At 71.6% G+C, this 22,382-nt stretch carries 23 protein-coding genes; 17 read left to right on the forward strand and 6 right to left on the reverse strand.

What is annotated here, in order from left to right; all coding sequences use genetic code 11:
* The first annotated feature begins 78 nt into the window (after positions 1-78).
* Genes K7G59_RS04230 through K7G59_RS04240 form a run of 3 tightly spaced genes read left to right on the forward strand, consistent with a single transcriptional unit; the run spans position 79 to position 2,725 of the window.
* Positions 79-1,164, forward strand: a complete 1,086-nt coding sequence (locus K7G59_RS04230; protein WP_225830448.1) for an energy-coupling factor ABC transporter permease — start codon at positions 79-81, stop codon at positions 1,162-1,164.
* Between the two features lie 2 nt (positions 1,165-1,166).
* Positions 1,167-1,928 carry a cobalt ECF transporter T component CbiQ gene (gene cbiQ / locus K7G59_RS04235; protein ID WP_225830449.1) on the forward strand — a complete coding sequence of 254 codons (762 nt, stop codon included), beginning with the start codon at positions 1,167-1,169 and terminating at the stop codon, positions 1,926-1,928.
* Complete coding sequence (locus K7G59_RS04240; protein ID WP_225830450.1) at positions 1,916-2,725, forward strand: energy-coupling factor ABC transporter ATP-binding protein; 810 nt, start codon at positions 1,916-1,918, stop codon at positions 2,723-2,725. Before cbiQ ends, K7G59_RS04240 begins: the two co-directional genes overlap by 13 nt.
* On the opposite strand, the gene K7G59_RS04245 is transcribed toward K7G59_RS04240, so the two are convergent.
* Entirely contained in the window at positions 2,711-3,184 is a 474-nt protein-coding gene (locus K7G59_RS04245) for a MarR family winged helix-turn-helix transcriptional regulator (RefSeq protein WP_225830451.1), read from the reverse strand. The two genes, K7G59_RS04240 and K7G59_RS04245, sit on opposite strands and share 15 nt — an antisense overlap.
* Positions 3,185-3,480: 296 nt before the next feature.
* Between K7G59_RS04245 and K7G59_RS04250 the strand changes: the two genes are divergently transcribed.
* From K7G59_RS04250 to K7G59_RS04260, 3 genes are read left to right on the forward strand one after another with little or no spacing between them, the layout of a single operon-like run.
* A complete protein-coding gene (locus K7G59_RS04250; RefSeq protein ID WP_225830452.1) occupies positions 3,481-4,098 on the forward strand; it encodes an aldehyde dehydrogenase family protein in 618 nt (205 codons plus the stop codon).
* Between the two features lie 54 nt (positions 4,099-4,152).
* Positions 4,153-5,451: an MFS transporter gene (locus K7G59_RS04255; protein ID WP_225830453.1), complete on the forward strand. Its 1,299-nt coding sequence runs from the start codon at positions 4,153-4,155 to the stop codon at positions 5,449-5,451.
* Positions 5,448-6,101, forward strand: a complete 654-nt coding sequence (locus K7G59_RS04260) for a class I SAM-dependent methyltransferase (RefSeq protein WP_225830454.1) — start codon at positions 5,448-5,450, stop codon at positions 6,099-6,101. The genes K7G59_RS04255 and K7G59_RS04260 overlap by 4 nt, the downstream gene beginning before the upstream one ends.
* A 59-nt stretch (positions 6,102-6,160) precedes the next feature.
* Here the strand turns inward: K7G59_RS04260 and K7G59_RS04265 are convergent, their stop codons facing one another.
* The gene (locus K7G59_RS04265; protein WP_225830455.1) at positions 6,161-6,634 is read right to left on the reverse strand and encodes a MarR family winged helix-turn-helix transcriptional regulator; all 474 of its coding nucleotides are present in this window, start codon (positions 6,632-6,634) and stop codon (positions 6,161-6,163) included.
* Between the two features lie 186 nt (positions 6,635-6,820).
* On the opposite strand from K7G59_RS04265, the gene K7G59_RS04270 reads away from it, so the two are divergent.
* The 11 genes from K7G59_RS04270 to K7G59_RS04320 all read left to right on the forward strand — a co-directional run bounded on the left by K7G59_RS04270 (position 6,821) and on the right by K7G59_RS04320 (position 16,713).
* Complete coding sequence (locus K7G59_RS04270; protein WP_225830748.1) at positions 6,821-8,032, forward strand: Glu/Leu/Phe/Val dehydrogenase dimerization domain-containing protein; 1,212 nt, start codon at positions 6,821-6,823, stop codon at positions 8,030-8,032.
* Positions 8,029-9,477 carry an adenylosuccinate lyase family protein gene (locus K7G59_RS04275; RefSeq protein ID WP_225830456.1) on the forward strand — a complete coding sequence of 483 codons (1,449 nt, stop codon included), beginning with the start codon at positions 8,029-8,031 and terminating at the stop codon, positions 9,475-9,477. The genes K7G59_RS04270 and K7G59_RS04275 overlap by 4 nt, the downstream gene beginning before the upstream one ends.
* The gene (locus tag K7G59_RS04280; RefSeq protein ID WP_225830457.1) at positions 9,474-10,058 is read left to right on the forward strand and encodes a hypothetical protein; all 585 of its coding nucleotides are present in this window, start codon (positions 9,474-9,476) and stop codon (positions 10,056-10,058) included. The genes K7G59_RS04275 and K7G59_RS04280 overlap by 4 nt, the downstream gene beginning before the upstream one ends.
* A 117-nt stretch (positions 10,059-10,175) precedes the next feature.
* Positions 10,176-10,883 (forward strand): FmdE family protein, encoded by a 708-nt coding sequence (locus tag K7G59_RS04285; protein WP_225830458.1) that lies wholly within the window; start codon positions 10,176-10,178, stop codon positions 10,881-10,883.
* A gap of 30 nt (positions 10,884-10,913) precedes the next feature.
* Complete coding sequence (locus K7G59_RS04290) at positions 10,914-11,822, forward strand: NmrA family NAD(P)-binding protein (RefSeq protein WP_225830459.1); 909 nt, start codon at positions 10,914-10,916, stop codon at positions 11,820-11,822.
* Positions 11,819-12,355 (forward strand): DUF2231 domain-containing protein, encoded by a 537-nt coding sequence (locus K7G59_RS04295; protein ID WP_225830460.1) that lies wholly within the window; start codon positions 11,819-11,821, stop codon positions 12,353-12,355. Before K7G59_RS04290 ends, K7G59_RS04295 begins: the two co-directional genes overlap by 4 nt.
* Before the next feature lie 12 nt (positions 12,356-12,367).
* Entirely contained in the window at positions 12,368-12,649 is a 282-nt protein-coding gene (locus K7G59_RS04300) for a MoaD/ThiS family protein (RefSeq protein ID WP_225830461.1), read from the forward strand.
* A 1,039-nt stretch (positions 12,650-13,688) separates the two neighbouring features.
* A complete protein-coding gene (locus tag K7G59_RS04305; RefSeq protein ID WP_225830462.1) occupies positions 13,689-14,909 on the forward strand; it encodes a Glu/Leu/Phe/Val dehydrogenase dimerization domain-containing protein in 1,221 nt (406 codons plus the stop codon).
* Positions 14,906-15,448, forward strand: coding sequence for a hypothetical protein (locus tag K7G59_RS04310; protein WP_225830463.1), 543 nt, complete (start codon positions 14,906-14,908; stop codon positions 15,446-15,448). The genes K7G59_RS04305 and K7G59_RS04310 overlap by 4 nt, the downstream gene beginning before the upstream one ends.
* Positions 15,449-15,451: 3 nt before the next feature.
* A complete protein-coding gene (locus K7G59_RS04315; protein ID WP_225830464.1) occupies positions 15,452-16,027 on the forward strand; it encodes a hypothetical protein in 576 nt (191 codons plus the stop codon).
* Positions 16,028-16,047: 20 nt separating this feature from the next.
* Positions 16,048-16,713: an FmdE family protein gene (locus tag K7G59_RS04320; RefSeq protein WP_225830465.1), complete on the forward strand. Its 666-nt coding sequence runs from the start codon at positions 16,048-16,050 to the stop codon at positions 16,711-16,713.
* A gap of 87 nt (positions 16,714-16,800) precedes the next feature.
* Here K7G59_RS04320 and meaB read toward each other — a convergent pair whose 3' ends face one another.
* The 4 genes from meaB to K7G59_RS04340 form a co-directional block, all read right to left on the reverse strand.
* The gene (gene meaB, locus K7G59_RS04325) at positions 16,801-17,790 is read right to left on the reverse strand and encodes a methylmalonyl Co-A mutase-associated GTPase MeaB (protein ID WP_225830466.1); all 990 of its coding nucleotides are present in this window, start codon (positions 17,788-17,790) and stop codon (positions 16,801-16,803) included.
* A 7-nt stretch (positions 17,791-17,797) separates the two neighbouring features.
* A complete protein-coding gene (gene scpA, locus K7G59_RS04330; protein WP_225830467.1) occupies positions 17,798-19,972 on the reverse strand; it encodes a methylmalonyl-CoA mutase in 2,175 nt (724 codons plus the stop codon).
* A complete protein-coding gene (locus K7G59_RS04335; RefSeq protein WP_225830468.1) occupies positions 19,972-21,777 on the reverse strand; it encodes a methylmalonyl-CoA mutase family protein in 1,806 nt (601 codons plus the stop codon). Before K7G59_RS04335 ends, scpA begins: the two co-directional genes overlap by 1 nt.
* Before the next feature lie 85 nt (positions 21,778-21,862).
* On the reverse strand, positions 21,863-22,363 hold the full coding sequence (locus K7G59_RS04340; protein ID WP_225830469.1) for a MarR family winged helix-turn-helix transcriptional regulator: 501 nt from the start codon (positions 22,361-22,363) through the stop codon (positions 21,863-21,865).
* Positions 22,364-22,382 lie beyond the last annotated feature (19 nt).

Genomic DNA, 22,382 nt, shown 5'->3' on the forward strand with positions numbered 1-22,382 from the left:
CTCTTGCGACCAATTCGCAATCAGGTGCACCATCGGACGCCAGACGATGCGGACGAGCCGCAGGAAACGGAGCTGTCCATGCATGTTCCGGACGGATTCATCGATCCCCCCGTCTCGGCCGCCGCCGGAGTGATCGCGGCGAGTGCCGTCGCCGTCTCGCTGCGCGGCGCACAGCGCGAACTGGACGAGCGGACCGCCCCGTTGGCCGGGCTCGTGGCGGCGTTCATCTTCGCCGTGCAGATGCTCAACTTCCCGGTGGCGGCAGGCACCAGCGGCCACCTGCTCGGCGGGGCGCTGGCCGCGATACTCGTCGGCCCCTACACAGGCGTCCTCTGCGTCTGTGTCGTCCTGCTCATGCAGGGCGTGCTCTTCGCGGACGGCGGCCTGACCGCCCTCGGCGTGAACATCACGGACATGGCGCTGACGACGACCGTGGTGTCGTACTTCGTCTTCCGCGCCCTGGTGCAGGTGCTGCCGCGCTCGCGCCGGTCCCTCGTGGTGGCGACCTTCACCGGGGCGCTGATCTCGGTGCCGGCCGCGGCGGTCGTCTTCACCCTCTTCTACGCCGTCGGCGGCACGACGGACGTGTCGATCGGCAAGGTCGCCGTGGCGATGATCGGCGTCCACGTCCTGATCGGCATCGGTGAGGCCGTGATCACCGCCCTCACGGTGTCCGCCGTCGTCGCCGTGCGGCCCGACCTGGTGTACGGGGCGCGCGGCCTGAACCAGCCGTTGAAGCTGCGGGTGGCCGGCCAGTTGGTGGACGCCGCCCCGACCGCCGCGACCGCGGGGACGTCGCGCTCGCGCCGCGCCGTGTGGGGCGCCGGACTTGCGGCGGCATTCGTTCTCGCGGGCTTCGTCAGCTACTACGCCTCCACCAACCCCGACGGCCTGATGAAGGTCGCCCAGGACAACGGCATCGACAAGAACACCAAGAAGCACGCCACCGCGGACTCCCCGCTCGCCGGCTACGGCGTCAAGGACGTGACCGACGGCCGCGTCTCCAAGGGCCTCGCGGGCGTGATCGGCGTCGGCGTGACCCTGGTCGCCGGCAGCACCGTCTTCTGGGTCGTGCGCCGCCGCCGGAGGGCGGGGACAGACCCGGTGAACATCGAGTCCGCGGTCGAGGCGTCCGCCGCGGCCGTCGCGGAAGAGAGGTCCTGACCATGGGTGCGGGTCACGCACACCGGCTCTACCGGCACGCCCATTCCCCGGTGCACGCCCTGCCGTCGCACGCGAAGCTGACCGCCGTCTTCAGCTTCGTGGTCGTGGTGGTCGCCACGCCACGGGAGGCGATGTGGGCGTTCGGCCTGTACGCGCTGCTGCTCGCCGTGGTGGCGCAACGGGCCCGGATACCGGCCGGCTTCCTGCTCAAACGCCTGCTGATCGAGGTCCCGTTCGTGACCTTCGCCGTGCTCATGCCCTTCGTCTCGGAGGGCCACCGCGTGCACGTGCTGGGCATGTCACTGAGCGAGAGCGGGCTGTGGGGCGCGTGGAACGTGCTGGCCAAGGGGACGCTCGGGGTCGCCGCATCGGTCCTGCTCGCCTCCACCACCGAACTGCGTGAACTGCTGCTCGGGCTCCAGCGGCTCCGGCTGCCCTCGATGCTCGTGCAGATCGCCTCGTTCATGATCCGCTACTCGGACGTGATAACCGACGAGATGCGGCGGATGAAGGTTGCCCGGGAGTCGCGCGGATTCGAGGCGAACGGCGTGCAGCACTGGGGCGTCCTCGCCAAGTCCGCGGGCGCCCTGTTCATCCGCTCCTACGAGAGGGGGGAGCGGGTGCACCTGGCGATGGTCAGCCGCGGATACGCCGGGTCGATCCCGGTCATCGACGAGGCCGTCGCCTCCCGGGCGCAGTGGACCTACGCCCTCGCCCTGCCCCTCGCCGCCCTTGCCATATGTCTCACGGGATGGACGCTGTGACCGAATCGCTCGTACCGCCGACGTCGCCCACGCCGCCCTCGCTGGAGGTCGACGGCCTCGCCTTCGCCTATCCGGACGGGCATCAGGCGCTGTTCGGTGTGAACCTGACCATCCACCGCGGGGAGCGGGTGGCGTTGCTGGGCCCGAACGGCGCCGGCAAGACCACGCTCGTCCTGCACCTGAACGGCATCCTCACCGGCGGCGCGGGGACGGTGAAGGTCGCCGGACTGCCCGTCAGCCGGCAGAACATGGCGGAGATCCGGCGCCGCGTCGGCATCGTCTTCCAGGATCCCGACGACCAGCTGTTCATGCCGACCGTCCGCGACGACGTGGCCTTCGGCCCGGCCGCCGCCGGACTGCGGGGTGCCGAGCTGGACGCGCGGGTGCGCAAGGCGCTGGCGCTGGTCGGCATGGAGGAGTTCGCCGACCGGCCGCCGCACCACCTGTCGTTCGGTCAGCGGCGCCGGGTCGCCGTCGCGACGGTGCTCGCGATGGAACCGGAGATCCTGGTGCTGGACGAGCCCTCGTCCAACCTCGACCCGGCCTCGCGCCGCGAACTCGCCGATATTCTGCGCTCGTTGGACGTGACCCTGTTCATGGTCACGCACGACCTGCCGTACGCGCTGGAGCTGTGTCCCCGGTCGGTGATCCTCACCCAGGGCGCCATCACCGTCGACGGCAAGACCCACGACCTGCTCAGCGACGCGGATCTGATGGCTGCCCACCGCCTGGAGCTGCCCTACGGCTTCGTCCCGGCGCCGGTCGCCGCTGCGGGGGGAGTGTCACAGCAGCCGTAGCAGCAGGGAACGCAGCGCCGCTCGCTCCCGCTCGTCGAGCGGGGCGAGGAAGTCCTCCTGCGCCAGCTCGACCAGCCGGCGCAGCTGGCGCAGTTGGGCCGCCCCGGCGGGGGTGAGGTACAGCTCGTAGGCGCGCCGGTCCGTGCCGCGGCGGCGCTCCAGCAGCCCCGCTCTCTCCAGGTCGTCGGTGATCGTCACGATCGAGGTGCGGTCGATCCCGAGCCGTGCCCCGACGGTCCGCTGGATCTGACCCTCCTCCATGCCGACCAGGTTGAGCACGCCGAAGTGGCGCAGGGTGAGGTTGAACGCGCCCAGCGACTCGTGCGCCAGATCCGAGATGCGCTGTGCCCCCTGCCCGAGCAGGAAGGGGAACGAGGTCCTCATCGCCTCGGGGAGGTCCGTCCCGGACGGGCCGTCCGCCGTTGCCGTGCCCTTCCCGGCATCGCGCTTCGTAGTCATGTCGTGCATTCCCTGGACCTTGACGCTCTTGCGGCAATCCTACAACTCCCGATTACGTCAGTGATGCTGATGATCGCGCGATGACGGGCGTCGCGCGCAGCGTACCCGCCGCCCTGACGACCTGGCGGCCTGCACCTTCCGGTCCTACTTCCCCGGCACCGTGGTCGAGACTCCCTGGAGGACAGGGCGCGGACCTTCGCGGACGTCGGGGCCCGGGTCGCCGCCGAGCGCCCCGCCGGGGTCGGGCACATGCTCGCTCCCGGCGAGATCTCCGGGGTCTGGCTGGCCGCGGCGATGTGCTCGCGGTCATCGCGCCCAGCAACAACCCGGCACCCCACACCCAGTGGCTCACCGCGCCGGCGTGCGGATACGCGCTCGTGGTGCGCCCGGGCAGCCGCGACCCGTTCACCCCCGCCCGGATGATCGAGGCGCTGCTCGCGGCCGGGGTGGAGCCCTCCCTCTCCCTGCTGACTGGCGACCACGCCACCGGCGACGCGCTGGTGGAGGCGGCCGACTTCAGCCCGGTCTTCGGCGGCGACGCGGCGGCGCGGGGACGCGCAGGTACGGCAACGACCGCCGGGGTCAACCTGCGCGGACCCGGGCCGCTCCGAGCTGCTGCACAGCGGGCCGTCACCGATGAGGTGCTCGACGTGGTGCGCGACTCGGTCGGGTACGACGGGGGCACGCGTCGCACCGACGCCACCGCGGTGTTCACCGACGCCGATCCCCGCGCGTTCGCCGAGGCCGTGGCCGAGCGACTGGCCCGGCTGACCCCGGCCCTGCCGGAACGGGACGAGGCGGGCCCGCCGGTGCTGCTGGCGGAGGCCGTCGCCGTGCGCGAGCATCCGGCGAGCCGGCGACCGTCAAGACCTGCCTTCGGCGACGGTCACCTTCCTGATGGACAGCTATACTGACTGTCAGTTGTGCTTACTGACTGCAGACTTCGGCATCCCTGGGAGGGAAGAACCGTGAAACGCTCCGTGCCGCCCGCCGACGGCAGCCACGCGCGTCGGGACGCGCCGCCCCCGGCTCCCAAGCAGGGCCAGGGGGTCGTGCGCGTGCTCACCGACCGGAACTTCGGTCCGTACCTGGTGGGCAATCTGGCCTCGAACTGCGGGTCCTGGTTCCAGAACATCGCGCAGGCCCTGCTCCTCTACCGCCTCACGCACTCGACGATGCTGGTAGCGGTGGCGAACTTCGCCCAGTTCGCGGGCGTACTGATCCTCGCCCCCTGGGCGGGCCGGGTGGCGGACCGCTTCGACCGACGCAAGCTGCTGCTCGTCGTCCAGGTGGCGTCGCTGGTCGTGGCGCTGACGCTCACGCTGGTGGCCTACGCCGGCGGGGACGACGTCCCGGTGATCATGGGGGCCGCACTGCTCCTCGGGCTGGGGACCGCCTTCGCCACGCCCTCGATGCAGGCGCTGGTGCCGGGCCTGATCCGGCGCGAGGACATGCCCACGGCGGTCGCCATGAACACCGTCACGTTCACCCTGGCCCGCTCGGTGGGGCCGGTGCTCGGCGCCCTGGTCGTGGCGAACTGGGGCATCCCGGCCGCGTTCGCCGTCAACGCGTCCAGCTACGTGATCCTCATCCTCGCCCTGCTTGTCGTCCGGCCGCGTTCGACCGGCCCGCGCCCTGCGACGGGGCGCTCGACGCTCCGGGCGACCTGGCGGTCGCTGCGGACGGACCAGACGGTGGTTCTGCTGTTGGCCGTGGTCGCCTGCGTCGCGATCTCCGGCGACCCCGTCAACACGCTCACCCCCGCCCTCGCCACCCAGGTCTTCCACCTGCGCGACACCACGGTCGGCATACTCATCGGGGCATTCGGTCTGGGGTCCGTGGTGGCGGCGTTCGTCAGGCAGCCCGACGACATCCGTCGCCTGGCAGCGCTCATGACGGTGATGGGCGCGGCGACGATAGCCGTCGGCCTCTCCGTCGACCTGGCGATGGCACTCGTGGCCTTCTTCGTGGCGGGCTTCGGCTTCCTCTCGACGCAGACCGCCGCCACTGTGCGCCTGCAGATGCGAGTGAGCGAGGCCGAACGGGGCCGGGCGATGGCCCTGTGGAGCATGGCCTGGCTCGGCACTCGGCCGCTCGCCAGCCTGGTCGACGGGGCGATCGCGAGCATGGCGGGCGTGCGCGCCGCAGCCGCCGCCATGGCGCTGCCCGTGCTCCTCGGCAGCGTGCTGGTGCTGGCCGTCTTCCGGCGGCCGACGCCCTCGGCCACCATCGAGCCCGCCTCTCTCGGACAGGAGGAGCGACTGTGAACGACGGCTCATCACAGGGCGGCGACGTGCCCGACGACTCACGTGTGCGTTGGACCCGCCGCTATGCCGGCGACGTGCCGGAGTGGATGCTCGTCCCCCATCCGGTGGTGATCGGCGAACTGAACGAGCTCGACCCGTCGGCACATCCGGCCGACGCCGCCCTCGACCTGGGGGCGGGCGCGGGCCGGCACGCCCTCTGGCTGGCGGCCCGCGGCTGGCGGGTCACCGCCGTGGACTTCGTCGTCGACGCGCTGCACGTTGCCGAGCGACGCGCCCGTGCGAGCGGACTGCGCATCCGGGCGGTCGAGGCGGACTTGGCCCGCTACCGCCCGCAGCCGGCCAGCGTGGGTCTGGCACTCGCCGCCTTCGTCCATCCCGAGCCGGAGGCACGGCGCGAGATGCTGACCCACGCGGCGCGGGCACTGGCCCCCGAGGGGGTTCTGGTCCTGGTCGGCTACCACCCGGACGCGGTGGGCCGGGGCTACGGCGGTCCGAACCGGCGCGCCTGCGCCTACGACCCGGAGGAGCTGCGTGGCGAACTGGTCGGCCTGCGGATCGACCGGTGCGAGCGCGTCGGCCACCCGGCGACCCGGTCGGACGGCCATCCGGGGAGCGTGGGCCTGACGGTCGTGCGCGCCGCACGGGACTGACCGACCGCGCGTGGCGGTACCCGTCGGAGCCCTGGACGTCCAGGACCCGACGGGTGTCGTCACTCGTCCTGCGCGCCGCCGTCGTCCACCAGGTGCATCAGCAGGCTGCGCAGCGTGGCCGCCTCGTCCGCCGAGAGCGGCCCCAGGAATGCCTGGTGGACCTGCGCGAGTGAGTTCCGGGCCTGGTCGATCAAGACCTGCCCCCGGTCGGTCAGGTGCAGGGCGAAGGTCCGCCGGTCCGAGCCGCGCCGACGCTCGATCAGCTCCGCCCGCTCGAGGTCGTCGACGAGCGAGACGATGGTCGTCCGGTCGATCCGCAGCTTGCCGCCCACCACACGCTGGTTCAGGCCCGGCTCCGTGGCGACGACGCTCAGGATGCCGAACTGGCGCAGCGTGATCCCCAGCCGAGCCAGCCTGGCCTCGGCCATCTCAGTCACCCTCTGCGACGCCTTGCGCAGGAGGAAAGCGTGCCAGACCTGCAGTTCCTCGAAGAGGGGCTGGCTCCGCTGGTCGGACTCTTCATGGATCGTCATCAACTATCGCCTCCGGTTTACCGACCCCAGCCTAAGCGGCGCGGTGGGCCGGACAGCCCCTTGACGCCAACCGTCCGCACATGCTCAACTTCGACAGTCGATTTGACTATCGCCTCAGCGGATTATCCACCTCACGGTTGGTTCCGTTATTGCTATGTGTCAGCAGGGGGATGCTTCGTGAAAGTCATGGAGTACTACGACCCGAAAGAGCGATGTAGAGGCTGGCTTGTCTACGACGGTGTCGGGGCCCGCCTGGCTGCCGGCGGCTGCCGGATGGACGCGGACCTCACGCAGGACACTTTGAAAGCCCTCGCCCAGCGGATGACGCTCAAACAGCGGGTCCTGGGCCTCAACGTCGACGGTGCGACGTGTGGCATCGCCTACGACCCCCGTGGCCCCCACCGCCGTGAAGTCCTGCACCGCTTCATGGCCTTCCTCCGGGACGAGCTGCGCACCCGCTTCAGCATGGGCTGCGACATGGGCACTCGTTTCGGGGAACTCGAAGAGATCGCCCTGGAGTTGGGCATCGGCTCGCCCAAGGCGGCGATCCAGGCGGCCCAGGGCATCCCCGCGGACGAGTTCCGCAGGCGGATGGACCTGCTGCGGGTCCCGGTGGGCGTCCTGACCCTGGGCCGGCGCCGGGCCGGGCACGTCGTCGGCCACGCCGCCCTCCAGGCGGCCCAGCAGGCCGACCTGGATCCGGCCACCATGAGCGTGACCCTCCAGGGCTTCGGCAACCTCGGCCGGGCCGCGGCGCTGGCGCTGCTGGACGCGGACGTGCGGGTGACCGCGGTCGGCGACGCGTTCGGCTCGATCGTGGACCCGCACGGGCTCGACCTCGGCCGGATGCTGGAGATCGAGCAGCAGCGCCCCGTGCACACCCTGCTGCCGAGCGCGATGCGCCTGCCCCGCGGCGGCGTCCTCGACCTGCCGACCGACGTCCTGATCCTCGCCGCCGGCGAGGACGCCCTCACCCCGCAGCAGGCCGCCGTCCTGCCGGCCAAGGCCGTGGTCGTCGGCGCGAACTGCGGGCTGAGCCCGAACGTCGAGCAACTGCTCCACGACCGCGGCGTGCTGGTGGTCCCCGGCTTCATCGGCGGCATCGGCGGCTCGGCCTCCATGGAGGCGCTCTTCGGCCCGGTCCGAACGCCCACCGCCCCAGAGGTCCTCGACGGCGTCGCCGCGATGACCAGGGAGCTGGTCCACGACGTCCTCGACGCCAGCAGGACCCGCGGCATCAGCCCTCGTCAGGTTGCCTTCGACATCGCCGCCTGCGCCGTGACCGACCCCGGCGCCCCACCCTACGGCAAGAGCCCGTACCGCCTCCGCGGACCCGCTCCGCGCGGCCGCCGCAACGCGCCGGCCGTCCTCCTCCAGACTTCGAAGGGCACGGCATGAGCATCGCCGCAACGAATCCGGATCCGAGCGCCTCCCACACACCGTCCGAGGAGGCCGCGGACTGCACCCACCGCCGAAGCCACATCACCGACTCGCACTTCTACGGACACCGCTACAGCACCCCGGAGAGCCACCGGATCTTCTGCGACCAGTGTCGCTACCAGCGCTGGCTCGACGTCGAGGCGGCGCTTGCCCTGAGCCAGGGCGAGCTCGGCATCATCCCGGCCGAGGCCGCACAGAAGATCGCCGCCGCCGCCCGGGTGGAGCTCCTGGACCTGGAGGCGCTGCGTGCGGACATCCGCCGCACCGGCCACTCCCTGGTCGCCTTCCTGCGCGCCTTCCAGGCAGCCTGCCCGGACGGCTCCGGGGAGTACGTCCACTACGGCACCACCACCCAGGACATCCAGGACACCGCCCAGGCCCTGGAGATGCGCGACGTCCTGGACCAGATGGAGAAGCAACTGCGGCTCCTGGCAGGCCAGTTAGTCAATCTCGCCGAATCCACCGCGAACACCGTCTCGCTGGCGCGCACCCACGCACAGCCGGCCCTGCCGATGGGATTCGGCGTCAAGGTCGCCGGCTGGCTCGACGAGATCACCCGCCACCTGGAGCGCATCGACCAGATGCGCCCCCGGGTCCTGGCCGCCCAGCTGTTCGGCGCGGTGGGGACCATGGCCGGGCTGGGCGACCAGGCCCTGCCTCTGCTCGACTCCTTCGCCGCCCGCCTCGGCTTGACGGCGCCGGCCGTCTCCTGGCACGTCTCCCGGGACCGCGTCGTCGAGTTCGTGGTCACGATCGCCATGGTCGCGGGCACCATGGGGCGCATCGGCGACGAGGTGCGCCTGCTCTCCCGCCCGGAGTTCGGCGAGCTCGAACTGGGCTGGCGGCACGGCCAGGTCGGCAGCAGCACGATGCCGCACAAGCGCAATCCCGAGGCGTGCGAACAGGCCGTGGTGATGGCGCAGCTGACGGCGGCCCAGGTCGCCAACGCGCTGGCCTGCCTCGGCGGCGACAACGAGCGTGACTCCCGCACCCTGCGCCTGGAGTGGGCCTGCGTCCCGGACGCCTCGCACTACGCCCTCTCCGCCTGCTCCATCGTCGAGCACATCCTCTCCGAGCTCGGGGTGTGCGAGGAGCGGCTGCGCGACAACGTGGCAGGGGTGGCCGAGCAGATCGCCACCGAGAAGCTGATGCTGGCCCTCGGCCGGCACCTCGGCAAGCAGACCGCGCACGAGCACGTCTACGAGTTGTCGCAGCGGGCCCGCCAGGAGGGCTCCTCACTGCGCGCGCTGGTGGAGGACGACCCGCAGACCGCCGGCCTGCTGAGCAAGGCGGAGCTCGACACCGTCTTCGACCCCTCCGCCTACCTGGGCCGATCGGCCGAGCTCACCGCCCGCGCTGTCGCCCACACCCGCGAGCTGCTCGGCGAGGAGGGCGCGCGGTGACCTCCGCGGCCCTCGACCTGACCGCCGCCGACCTCTCGCAGGTCACCGAGATCGTGCTGGCCCGGTCGCTCTGGACGCACATCGTCGCGCACGCCGTCCGCAAGCTGACGGGCTACTACCTGGAGGGCGAGTACCAGGAGCGCAAGGCCTTCGGCATGCTGGCCGGGCGCCAGACCGGCACCCGGCTGCAGGTCACCGCCGTCTTCCCGCTGCTGAGCAACCTGCGCCACGACAGCGATCACCGCGGCGACATGGACCAGGCCGTCCAGGCCCACGCGATCCCCTCCGAGACCCCGCTCGACCAGCGGGGCTGGATGGCGGACCCGCGGGAGCTGTTCCAACTGGAGCGCGCCTGCCGCGGAACGGACTGGGTCATCTTCGGCAACTACCACACGCACCGCGTGCCCTGGCCGCACGACCCGGTCCGCGACAGTTGCACGGACCTGGACCGGGTGCTGGCCACCGGCTCCGGCCAGTGGACCTTCATCCTGTCCGCCGTCGATCTGCACACCCCCCGGTTGCGGGCCTTCTTCGAGGGCGACAACGGGCGCGAAGCCCCCATCAGCATCCTGCCGGGCTGACGCACGTCCGGCCGGCGGGCGTCCCAGCCTGCATCCGTGAACTGCACGGTGGCGCCCGCGCGCCATGGTGCCCGCACGCCATCACCAGCGCACGACCTCAGGGAGGAACACCACGTCATGGATCGCAAGGCCGCTTTCGAGGACGTCATCCGCTTCCACCAGCACTCGTGTCCGGGAGCCGCGTTCGGCGTCCGCGTTGCCGAGGCGGCGCTGTCGGAGCTCGGTATCGAGACGCCGACCAGCTCGCTGGTGCTGCGCAGCGAGACCGACACGTGCGCTGTCGACGCCCTACAGGTGCTGACCGGCTGCACCTTCGGCAAGCGCAACCTCATCCACGAGGACGCCGGCCAGAACGTCTTCACCTTCTGGGAGCGCAACGGCACGCAGGGCGTGCGCATCCGTGCCGTCCCGGACAGCGTCGTCTACCGCAGCGAGGAAATCTGGGCGCTGGCCAACCGCATCGAGGAGGGCACCGCCAGCGTCGAGGACGAGGCCGCGTTCGCGACCGCGCAGACCGACCGGATCGACGCGATCCTGAACGCCCCGGTCGAGGAGATCCTCGTCATCGAGAAGATCGAGACCGAGGCCCCCCGGCCCAAGCCGCTCGCCCCGGTCGACCTGTGCCAGAAGTGCGGCGAGCCGACCAGTGTGGAGACCCTTCACGACCACCGCGGCCAGATGGTCTGCCCGGCCTGCCACCTCGCCGCCCACGGCGGAGTACTGCCGGCCGACCACGCGGACCACGGGCACCACCCGAAGAGCCACCGACACCAGCACGGCGACCACGGCCACAACCACGGCCACCAGCACAGCCACCAAGCCTGAGCCCCGCGGACCCGCAGGAGAGCGACCCCTATGTCCATATTCATCGTCGGAGCCTCCGGCAACATCGGCCAACGCGTAGTGCGCGCGCTCATCGCGCGCGGAGTCTCGGTGACCGCCCTGGTACGGGACGCCGAGGGGGAGCTGCCCCCGGACAGCGCGCTTGCGCACCCCGAGGTCCGGCTCGTCCGCGGTGACCTGCGCGACACCGCCCCGCTGCGCGCCGCCGCGCGGGGCAGCGAGTCGATGTTCGTGCTGACCCCGCACAACCCCGAGCAGATCCAGCTCCAGAACGCCGCGGCCGACCTGGCCGCGGACGTGGGCGCCCACGTGGTCAAGGTCTCCTCCTGGGGGCCCGCCGTCCACGAGGACAGCCCGGTCCCCGGTGCGCGGCGGCACTGGATCACCCAGCAGCACATCATCAGCCGAGGGCTGCCACACACCTTCCTGTGTCCGAACTACTTCATGCAGGTCCTCATCAACCGCTACGCGGGCGAGGTCCGGCGCAGCGGCGTCCTGGTCAGCCCAGCGGGCCTGCGCGGCATCAGCATGGTCGACGCGCAGGACGTGGCCGACGTCGCCGCGTGCGTGCTGACCGAGCCGGAGAAGCACGACGGTCGCACCTACACCCTGAGTGGTCCCGCGGCGGTCACCTACCCGGAGATCGCCGCTCAGCTCTCCGCCCTCCTCGGACGCGAGGTGCGGTACCACGACCAGACGGAGGAGGAGTTCGCCACCTGGATGGCCTCCGAGAACCGGCTGGACTGGGAGACGGACCACGCGGCAGCGATCTTCCGCCTCTACCGCGAGGGAATCGGTGAGCAGGTCACCGACCACGTGCGGAGCGTCACGGGGCACGCCCCGCGGACCTTGACGGATTTCCTCGACAACAACCTGCACCACTTTCTCACGCCCGACCCGAAGGAGGTCCCCGCGTCATGACCGGGACTGTCAAGGAACAGAGCATCTCTCGCACCCACCCGGCCTGGAGCCCGATCCACCCGCCTATCGCCCACGTCGCGGTGGGCGCCTACACGACGGCAACCGTCTGCGACATCCTCTCCGTCGCCGGCACCGGGGGGGACGGCACCGCACACGACCTCTTCCGAGCCGGGACCTTCTCCCTGATGATCGCCACCGGCGCTCTCTTCCTGGCGGTGATCGCGGGGTTCTACGAGCGGAGCCGGATGACCGCGCCGGGCAGCGCGGCTCGTGCGGGCTCCAACATCCATGCCGCCATCATGAGCGTGCTCGGCGCCGTCGCCATCGTCGACATCGTCATCCGCCGACACGCTGCGGACGACGCGGTGCACACCCCCACCCGCAATCTGATCCTCACCCTGGTCCTCTTCGTCCTGCTCTTCGTCGGCGGTCGACTCGGTGGCCGTCTCGTCTACAAGCTCGGCGTGGCAACGGCCGTGGCGACCGCCCCGGCTCCTCCGGCAGAAGAGAGCCGTCTTACCCCGAACCCCTGAGTGGAGGCATCCGTGAGCGTCACGGTCCACATCCCGACCATCCTGCGTTCCCTGACGGCCGGATCGGCCGACGTCGTGGTCTCCCCTCAGGAGGCGACCGTGCAGGGAACGATCGACGCGCTGGAGACCGCGCACCCAGGAATCCGCGCCCGCCTGCTGGACGAGTCCGGCACGGTGCGACGGTTCGTCAACCTGTATGTGGGCGATGAGGACATCCGCTCCTGCGGCGGACTGGCGGCGGCGGTGCCCGCCGGCGGCGACATCTCCATCATCCCCGCGGTCGCCGGCGGGTAGACGGTGAACGCTGCCACCCGGATCACCGCCTCCAGACCGGGTGGCCGCTCTCGACCCGTGGGCCGCGTGTCCACGGGGTTCGCGCCGCCGGAGGCATCCTCCTCGACCTGCGCAGCCGGCACGAGGAGGACGGCGGCGGCCTCACGCAGTCCCTCATCCGCACCGGCGTCACCTGGTCGACGCCGCGACTGCGCGGGCATGTCCGCCGGGAGTTCCCCGAGGACGAGTTCCTGACCGTCACCTCCGAAAGCTCGGCGCCCATCCCGGCGCGCCGCACCTGGGTGGCCACCCGCTCGATGGCGCGGAGCGCTTCGGCCGGTTCGGCGATCCGCAATGGTCCGTTGATACCGCACCGCGCTGAGACGGACGACGAGGCCGCTCTCCCCGCCGACTACCACCGGATCCTGGCGAGAAGACCGGCTCCAGGTGGCGGGCCCTGCCCGCGGGGAGGATCGCCGGCATCGTGCCGGCGGTGCCGCGCTGTGACCAGCGGCCCGGCGACCTGGCAGGCGGCAACGGGATACACCCGCCACGAGTCGATGGAGGCGCGCGCGGCTACGGCGCGCCGGGCGCCGTACGGTGCGCCCCCAGGAGACGGCCGTCCCGGCCCGACGGGCGGCGGGCACGCACACGGAGCCGCGACCGCGAGGCGGGAGCCGCAGTCGCGGCTCCCGCCTTTCGCGTGTTCGGGCCGCGTCGGGCCGCCGTACGGACGACTTGTTGCACAGGGCTCGCAATTGCCAGTAATCGTCAGTACGAGTGACGATTATTGATCCGTGAAATAACTGGCGTGACCGGGGGAGCGTGGTGCTCGGTCCTTGTCGCGACCGCGGTATCCCATCTTGCTCTCTCTCGTCCTGACGTTGAGATTCGCGCAGGTCGGCGGTTAGGTGTAAGTCAGCCGACCGGTTGGGTCTTGACGGTGCGTCGGACCTCACGGGATGCTCGGCCGCACAAATCAGTAGTGCCGATGGTCAGTTTCACTGTCTACGTGTGGTGGGGCTAAGCGCCACTGCCGATTCATGCCAACGGGGGCATCATGGTCCGAGTCATCGAGTACCGCGATCCTGTCGAGAACTGTCCCGGCTTCCTCGTCTACGACGAGACCTCCTGCCGACTGGCCGCCGGCGGCTGCCGGATGCAGTCCGGTCTCACCGCCGACACCCTGCGCACCCTCTCGGCCCGCATGACGCTGAAGCAGCGGGTGCTGGGCATCAACGTCGACGGCGCCAAGTGCGGCATCGACTACGACCCCGCCGGCCCCGCACGCGAGGCCGTGCTGGGCCGCTTCCTGGAGTTCCTGCGGGACGAGCTGACCTCCCGCTACAGCATGGGCGCCGACATCGGCACCCGCTTCGAGGAACTGGACCGGCTCGCCGCACTGACGGGTGTCGGCTCCGTGAAGTACGCGGTCAGCGTCGCCCAGCAGCTCGCGGAGCCGGAGTTCTACGCGAGGATGGCGCTCCTCGACGCCCCGGTCGGCCTGCTGACGGTCGGTCAGCGGCGTGCCGGGCACGCGCTCGCCCACGCGGCCCTGGCCGCCGCCGAGCACGCCGGACACCCCGTCGCCGGACTGACCTGCAACCTTCAGGGCTTCGGCAACCTGGGCCGGGCCGCGGCCCTCGCCCTGGCCGAACAGGGCGTGCGGGTCACCGCCGTCGCCGACGAGTACGGCTGCATCGTCGACCCGCGCGGCCTCGACCTCGACAGGATGCTGTCGGCGGACCTGCGCCGCCCGGTGCCTGGACTGCTGGACAGCGCGCTGCGACTGCCGAGCGAGGCGCTGTTCGACGTACCAGCCGACGTGCTGATCCTGGCCGGCGGCTCGGACGTGATCTCCGTCGATCAGGCCGGACTGCTGCCCGTCCCGGTGGTCGCGGTCGGCGCCAACTGCGGTCTCGGCGCCGAGTCCGAGCGGCGGCTCGCCGAGCGCGGCGTGGTCGTGGTGCCGGACTTCATCGGCGGGATCGGCGGATCGGCGTCGATGGAGGCGCTGTTCGGCCCCGACCGGACCCCGGAGCCGGAGCAGGTGCTCGACACCGTCGTCGGCATGATGCACGAACTCGTCGGAGACATCCTGGTGGGCGCCCGCGACCGTGGCCTGATGCCGCGCGAGGTCGCTCTGTCCATCGCCCGGTCGGCGCCCGTGTCCCCCGAGGAACGGCCGTACGGCCACAGCCCGTATCGCACGACCGGCCCGGCGCACGGCAACCGTGTGGCGCTGCGTACTGCCGCCCGCACGTACAAGGAGAACAGATGAACGCGCAGGCCGATTCCGCCGGGTCGACCCGGCTGTCCGGCACGGCGGCCGAGGACTGCTCGCACGAGCGGAGCAACCTCAGCGACTCCGCCTCCTACGGCCACCGCTACAGCACCACCGCCGGCCACCGGATCTCCTGCGACCACTGCCGCTACCAGCGCCGGCCCGACGTCGAGGCGGCGCCGGCCCTGAGCCAGGCGGACCTCGAGCGCCTGAAGGCGGACCCCGACCGGGTGCGGGACAACACGCGTGTGGTCGCCGACCAGATCGCCACCGAGAAGCTGATCCTCGCCATCGGCACCCACCTCGGCAAGCAGAGCGCGCACGAGTACGTCTACGCAATGGCCCAGAGCGCAGGGGAGTCCGGTCAGTCGCTGCGCGACCCGGTGATCCGGGACGGATACGCGGGCGCCTCCCTGGACACCGCCGAGCTGGACCGGATCTTCGACCCCGCCCACTACCTCGGCCAGCCCCAGGTCCTGGTCGCGCTCGCCGCGAAGCGGGCACGGGCCTGGCTGCCGGCCACCGAAGAGGAGTGAGCCATGGACCTCGCAGAGGCCAAGGAGATCATCTTTCCCCGGACGCTGTACGCGAGCGTGATCGCCCACGCGGTGCGCAAGTTCACCGACCACTACCTGGAGGGCGAGACGCGGGAACACAAGGCGTTCGGCATGCTCGCCGGAAGCGTCACGGGCCCGAGCATCGCCGTCCGCGCGGTCTACCCGCTGATCACCAACCTGCGCCACGAGGGCGGCACCCAGGGCGAGATGGACGAGATCGTCGGCGCCCACGCGATCCCGTCCCAGACCCCCAACGCGCAGCGCGGCTGGGTCGCCGACCCGCGCGAGCTGATGGACATAGAGCGCGCCTGCGACGACACCGACTGGGTGGTCTTCGGCAACTACCACACCCACCGCGTGCCATGGGACCACGACCCGCTGCGCGACACCTGCACCGAACTGGACCGCGTCCTGGCACGCGAGACCAGCCAGTGGACCTTCATCCTCTCGGCCGTGGACCTGCACCGGCCCAGGCTGCGTGCCTTCTTCGAGGGCGACAACTCCCGCGAGGCGGCCGTCCGTGTGCTGCCCGCGGTCCCCGCGACCACCACCCCGTGACCCCAGCAAGGAGTTCGTACATGAACCGCAAGCAGTCCTACGACGACGTCGTCGCCTTCCACGGGCACGAGTGTCCCGGTGCCGCCTTCGGGGTCAGGGTCGCCGAGGTGGCCCTCGCCCGCCTGGGCGCGTCCGCCGACGGCCTGGTGGCCGTGGCCGAGAACGACACCTGCGCGCTCGACGCCATCCAGGTCCTGACCGACTGCACCTTCGGCAAGCGGACCCTCATCCACCAGGACAACGGCCGCAACGTCTACACCTTCTGGGACAGGACCGCCGGGAAGGGCGTGCGGATCCGCGCCAAGGCGGACAGCGTCGTCTACCGCTCCGAGGAGATCTGGGAGCTGGCGGAGAAGGTCGAGGACGGCAGCGCCACCCAGGCCGAGCAGGAGCGGTTCGCCGTGCTGCAGGCCGAGCGGGTCGGCAAGCTCCTCGAACTGCCCGAGGAGGATTTCCTGTCGGTGGACGAGATCGAGGCCGAGGTGCCGGCCACCAAGCGGGTCGCCCGCGTGGACCTCTGCGTGGAGTGCGGCGAACCCACCAGCGTGGAGACCCTGCACGAGCACCGGGGCCGCATGCTCTGCCCGGCCTGCCACCTCGACGCGCACGGCGGCACCCTGCCCGCGAACCACGGCGACCACGGCCACCACCCGCACAGCCACGCCCACCAGCACCACAAGCACTGAGCGGCCCGAGGCCTCACCGACCAGGCCGCCGCACCCCTCGGACAGGGGGTGCGGCGGCCTGGTGCGGCTGCCGGGCACCGGCAACGCTCAGCCGGCCGTGCCCCCGAACGCCTCCAGGATGCGTTCGGCCGCCAGGGTCGCCGTCAACGAGCCGTCCCTGACCTGCCGTTCGAGCAGGGGCGCGGCCTCGCGCACCGCCGGGTGGGCGTGCAGACGGCCGAGCAGTTCGTCACGGACCATCGCCCAGGTCCAGTCGACCTGCTGGTCGCGCCGCTTGGCGGCCAGCCGCCCGGTGGAGTCCAGCAGCGTGCGGTGCTGCTCCAGCCGGTCCCACACCACATCCAGACCCGCCGACTCACGGGCACTGCAGCTGAGTACCGGCGGGGACCAGAACGCGTCCCTGCCGTGCATCAGCCGCAGGGCGCCCGCCAGCTCACGGGCGGCGGCCTTCGCGTCCCGCTCGTGTGGACCGTCCGCCTTGTTGACGGCGATCACGTCCGCGAGTTCCAGGACGCCCTTCTTGATGCCCTGCAACTGGTCGCCGGTGCGGGCCAGGGTCAGCATCAGGAACGAGTCGACCATGTCGGCGACCGCGGTCTCCGACTGGCCCACGCCGACGGTCTCCACCAGGATCACGTCGTAGCCCGCCGCCTCCATCACCACCATCGACTCCCGGGTGGCCTTCGCGACCCCGCCCAGCGTGCCCGCACTGGGGGAGGGGCGGACGAAGGCCGCCGGGTCGACCGCGAGACGCTCCATCCGGGTCTTGTCGCCCAGGATGGAGCCGCCGGTGCGGGTCGAGGACGGGTCCACGGCAAGGACGGCGACCCGGTGCCCCAGCGAGGTCAGCATGGTGCCGAACGCGTCGATGAACGTCGACTTGCCGACACCCGGCACTCCGCTCACGCCGATCCGCCGGGCCCGGCCGCTGTGCGGCAGCAGCCGCGTCAGCAGCTCCTGCGCCAGCGCCCGGTGCTGCGGCCGGGTGGACTCGACGAGCGTGATGGCGCGGGCCACGACGGCCCGCCTGCCGTCGAGCACACCCTTGACGTACGTGTCGAGATCGATCGCTGCCATCGCGGCTCTACAGCTCGTGGCCCAGGTCGGCCGACAGCCGCTTGACCAGGTCGTAGGCCGCGTCGGGGATCACCGTCCCGGGCAGGAACACCTCCGCCGCGCCCATCTCCAGCAGCGTCGGCACGTCCTGCGGCGGGATCACCCCGCCGACCACGATCATGATGTCCTCGCGGCCCTCCTCGGCGAGCTTCTCGCGCAGCGCCGGGACGAGCGTGAGGTGCCCGGCGGCCAGCGAGGACACCCCGACCACGTGCACGTCCGCCTCGACGGCCTGGCGGGCGACCTCCTCCGGGGTCTGGAACAGCGGGCCGACGTCGACGTCGAAACCGAGGTCGGCGAAGCCGGTCGCGATCACCTTCTGGCCGCGGTCGTGGCCGTCCTGGCCCATCTTCGCGACCAGGATGCGCGGCCTGCGGCCCTCGGCCTCCTCGAAGGCGTCCACCAGGGCGCGGGTGCGCTCCACGGACGGGGACTGGCCTGTTTCGTTGCGGTACACGCCGGAGATCGTACGGATCTGGCTCGCGTGCCGGCCGTACACCTTCTCCAGAGCGTCCGAGATCTCGCCGACCGTGGCCTTGGCACGGGCCGCTCGCACGGCCAGCTCCAGCAGGTTCTCCTTGCCGGCGGCGGCCCGGGTGAGCGCGTCCAGCGCGTCCTGGCAGGCCCGTTCGTCCCGCTCCTCGCGCAGCCGCCGCAGCTTGTCGATCTGCTGGGCGCGCACGGCGGAGTTGTCGACCTTGAGGACCTCGATCTGCTCGTCGCTGTCGACCCGGTACTTGTTCACGCCGATCACCGGCTGGCGCCCGGAGTCGATGCGGGCCTGGGTGCGGGCCGCCGCCTCCTCCACGCGCAGCTTCGGGATGCCCGCGTCGATGGCCTGCGCCATGCCGCCCGCCTGCTCGACCTCCTGGATGTGCGCCCATGCCTTGCGCGCGAGGTCGTACGTCAGCCGCTCCACGTACGCGCTGCCGCCCCACGGGTCGATGACCCGCGTGGTGCCCGACTCCTGCTGGATGAGCAGCTGGGTGTTGCGGGCGATGCGCGCCGAGAAGTCGGTCGGCAGGGCGAGCGCCTCGTCGAGCGCGTTGGTGTGCAGCGACTGGGTGTGGCCCTGGGTCGCCGCCATGGCCTCCACACACGTGCGCGTGACGTTGTTGAACACGTCCTGCGCGGTCAGCGACCAGCCCGAGGTCTGCGAATGGGTGCGCAGCGACAGCGACTTGGTGTTCTTCGGCTCGAACTGGCCGACCAGCTTCGCCCACAGGAGCCTGGCGGCCCGCAGCTTGGCGACCTCCATGAAGAAGTTCATGCCGATCGCCCAGAAGAACGACAGCCGGGGCGCGAACGCGTCCACGTCCAGGCCGGCCTCCTGCCCCGCCCGCAGGTACTCCACGCCGTCCGCGAGCGTGTACGCCAGCTCCAGGTCGGCGGTGGCACCGGCCTCCTGGATGTGGTAGCCCGAGATGGAGATGGAGTTGTAGCGGGGCATCCGCTGCGAGGTGTACGCGAAGATGTCGGAGATGATCCGCATCGACGGCTTCGGCGGATAGATGTAGGTGTTGCGGACCATGAACTCCTTCAGAATGTCGTTCTGAATGGTCCCGGCCAGCTTCTCGGGCGGTACGCCCTGTTCCTCCGCCGCCACGATGTACAGCGCCAGCACCGGCAGCACGGCGCCGTTCATCGTCATCGACACCGTCATCCTGTCGAGGGGAATCCCGTCGAACAGCTGCCGCATGTCGTAGATCGAGTCGATCGCCACGCCCGCCATGCCGACGTCACCGGTCACCCGCGGGTGGTCGGAGTCGTAACCCCGGTGCGTGGGCAGGTCGAAGGCGACCGACAGGCCCTTCTGGCCGGCCGCCAGGTTGCGCCGGTAGAACGCGTTGGACTCCTCGGCGGTGGAGAAGCCCGCGTACTGGCGGATCGTCCAGGGCTGGTTGACGTACATCGTCGGGTACGGGCCGCGCAGGTACGGCGCGATGCCCGGGTAGGTGCCCAGGAAGTCCAGGCCCTCCAGGTCACGCCCCGTGTACAGCGGCTTGACCCCGATGCCCTCCGGGGTCTCCCACAGCTGCTCCTCGGCGCCGGTCGCCCGCTTGACGGCGTCACGCCACTCGGCGTCACTGCCGCCGGCGACCGGCGTCCCCAGCTCGATGCCGGAGAAGTCGGGGATTCCCATCAGGACACTCCCATGCGGTCAAGGGTCGCGGACAGCACGGCCACGGCGTCGCAGCCCGCGAAGACGTACGAGTCGACGCCGGCGTAGTCACCCCGGCCCGCGAGGAACACGTGCCGGGCGCCGGCGGCGCGCAGCGACTCGGCGGCCTGCCCGGCCTGCTCGGCGTAGAGCGCGTCACTGGAGCACAGCACGGCCTCGGTGGCGCCGCTGTCCGCGAAGCCGCCCTCGGTGACCGGCTCGATGCCGCCCGCCTGGAAGAGGTTGGCGGCGAACGTCGCGCGCGCGGTGTGCGCGGCGGCCGGACCGATCGTCGCGAGGAAGATCCGGGGGCGGGCCCCGGTCGCCGCGAGGTGCGCGTCCGAGCGGGCCCGCAGCTCCTCGTACGCCTCGTCCCGGCGCACCCGCGGCAGCCCGCCGGACGGCGGCTCGGGCGCGGGCTCGCGCCTCACCGGCTTCTCGGCCAGCAGCGGGAACTCGCTGACACCGGTGACCGGTTCGCTGCGCTTGGCGAGCCGCTTGGACCGCTGCGCCCACGTGGTCGCCAGGTCCGTGCGCAGCCGGCCGGAGCGCAGGACGGCCGCCTGGCCGCCGTCGCGCTCGATCGTCCGGAAGAAGTCCCAGGCGGCACGGGCGAGTTCGTCGGTGAGTCGCTCCACGTACCAGGAGCCGCCCGCCGGGTCGATGACCCGGCCCAGGTGGGACTCCTCCAGCAGGATCGTGGAGGTGTTGCGCGCGATGCGGCGGGCGAACGCGTCCGGCAGACCGAGCGCGTGGTCGAACGGCAGCACGGTGACGGAGTCGGCGCCGCCGACCCCGGCCGCGAGCGTCGCGACCGTCGTGCGCAGCATGTTCACCCACGGGTCGCGGCGGCTCATCATCACCGGCGAGGTCACCGCGTGCTGCACCTGCGCGCCCGCGCCCGGTGCCCCGGACACCTCGGCGACCCGCGCCCACAGCCGGCGCGCGGCACGCAGCTTGGCGACGGTCAGGAACTGGTCGGCGGTGGCCGCGTACCGGAACTCCAGCTGCCCGGCGGCCTGCTCCACCGAGAGCCCCGCCTCGGTCAGCTCGCGCAGATAGGCCACGCCGGTGGCGAGCGAGGCGCCCAGCTCCTGCGCGGCCGAGCCGCCCGCCTCGTGGTACGGCAGCGCGTCCACGGTCAGGGCGCGCAGACCCGGGTAGCTCTCGGCGCAGCGCGCGGCCAGCGCGGCGAAGGGCGCGAAGTCCAGCGCGGTGCCGGTACGGGCCTCGTACCCGAGCGGGTCGCCGCCCAGAGTGCCGCGCGCGGCCTTCGCGTCGACGCCGCGCTCCGCGTACAGGGCGAGCAGAGCCTCGGCGGCGGCCTCGGTGTCGCGGCCCGCGTCCAGGGCGACGGGCGCCAGGTCGAGGTAGACGCCCTCCAGTGCCCGGCCCAGCGACTCGACGGGGATGCCGCCCTCGCCGAGGACCAGCCACAGCGAGGTGACGCCGTTCTCCAGATCGGTCAGCACGGCGTTCTCCGCGAGGGCCGCGTGCCGCTGCCGTACGTCCCAGCCGCCCGCGGTGTTCCCCTCGGGCCGGCTGCCGCGTACGAACGGGGCGAAGCCCGGCAGACCGGGGTCGGGCGCGGCGTCGCGCGCGGTGTACAGAGGCCGGGTGCGCAGCCCGTCCTCCAGCGTCGTGGACAGGGCGTCCTCAACTGCCTCGCCCGAGACTTCCTTGCCCGACTTGCGCAGCACACCCTCGACCAGGCGTTGCCACTGCTCGTGTGTCGCGTCAGGGAACTCGGCGGCCAGTGAGAGCCCGTCGTCAGGCAGGACCGTCATGGCTCGGATGCTAGGCCAGGGCGCTCAACCGAGTGCACCGCGAAGGCTGTGACCTTTCCCTCCTTGTGCCTGTGAGCCGCGCCTCTCAGGCGGCGAACGGCTCTTTCGCGAGGTCCGGTACGAGCGCGCACAGGGCCGCGCGTTGCTCGGGACCCATGGAGTCGGCGAGGGCCTGCCGCACGGTCCGGGCGAGCAGCACGGAGGTCTCCCGCAGCCGTTCGCGCGCGGCTTCGGTCAGCCCGACCTCCACGCCCCGCTTGTCGCCGCGTACGGACCGGCGGGTGACCAGGCCGGCGTGCTGGAGGCAGGCGATCTGATAGGTCAGCCGGGTCTTGGGGCGGCCGAGCAGCTGGGCGACGTGGGTCATGCGCAGCCCGCCGGGGGGCTGCTCGGCCAGCAGGCACAGGATCAGGAACTCGTCGTGCGAGACGCCGAGGGTCTCCTTCACGACCGAGCGCAGCTGCTGTTCGACCGTGCTTGTGGCGGCCAGCCATAGCATCCATGCCCGTAGCTCGTTGGGCAGCAGTTCGGTGCCCGTGGAAGGAAATGCGGGCTGGTCGGCGGGTTGCGTGTGGGGGGCGGACATGTGACGAGTCTAAACGCGT

It is taken from the genome of Streptomyces sp. NK08204, assembly GCF_020400585.1.
Taxonomy (GTDB): Bacteria; Actinomycetota; Actinomycetes; order Streptomycetales; family Streptomycetaceae; genus Streptomyces.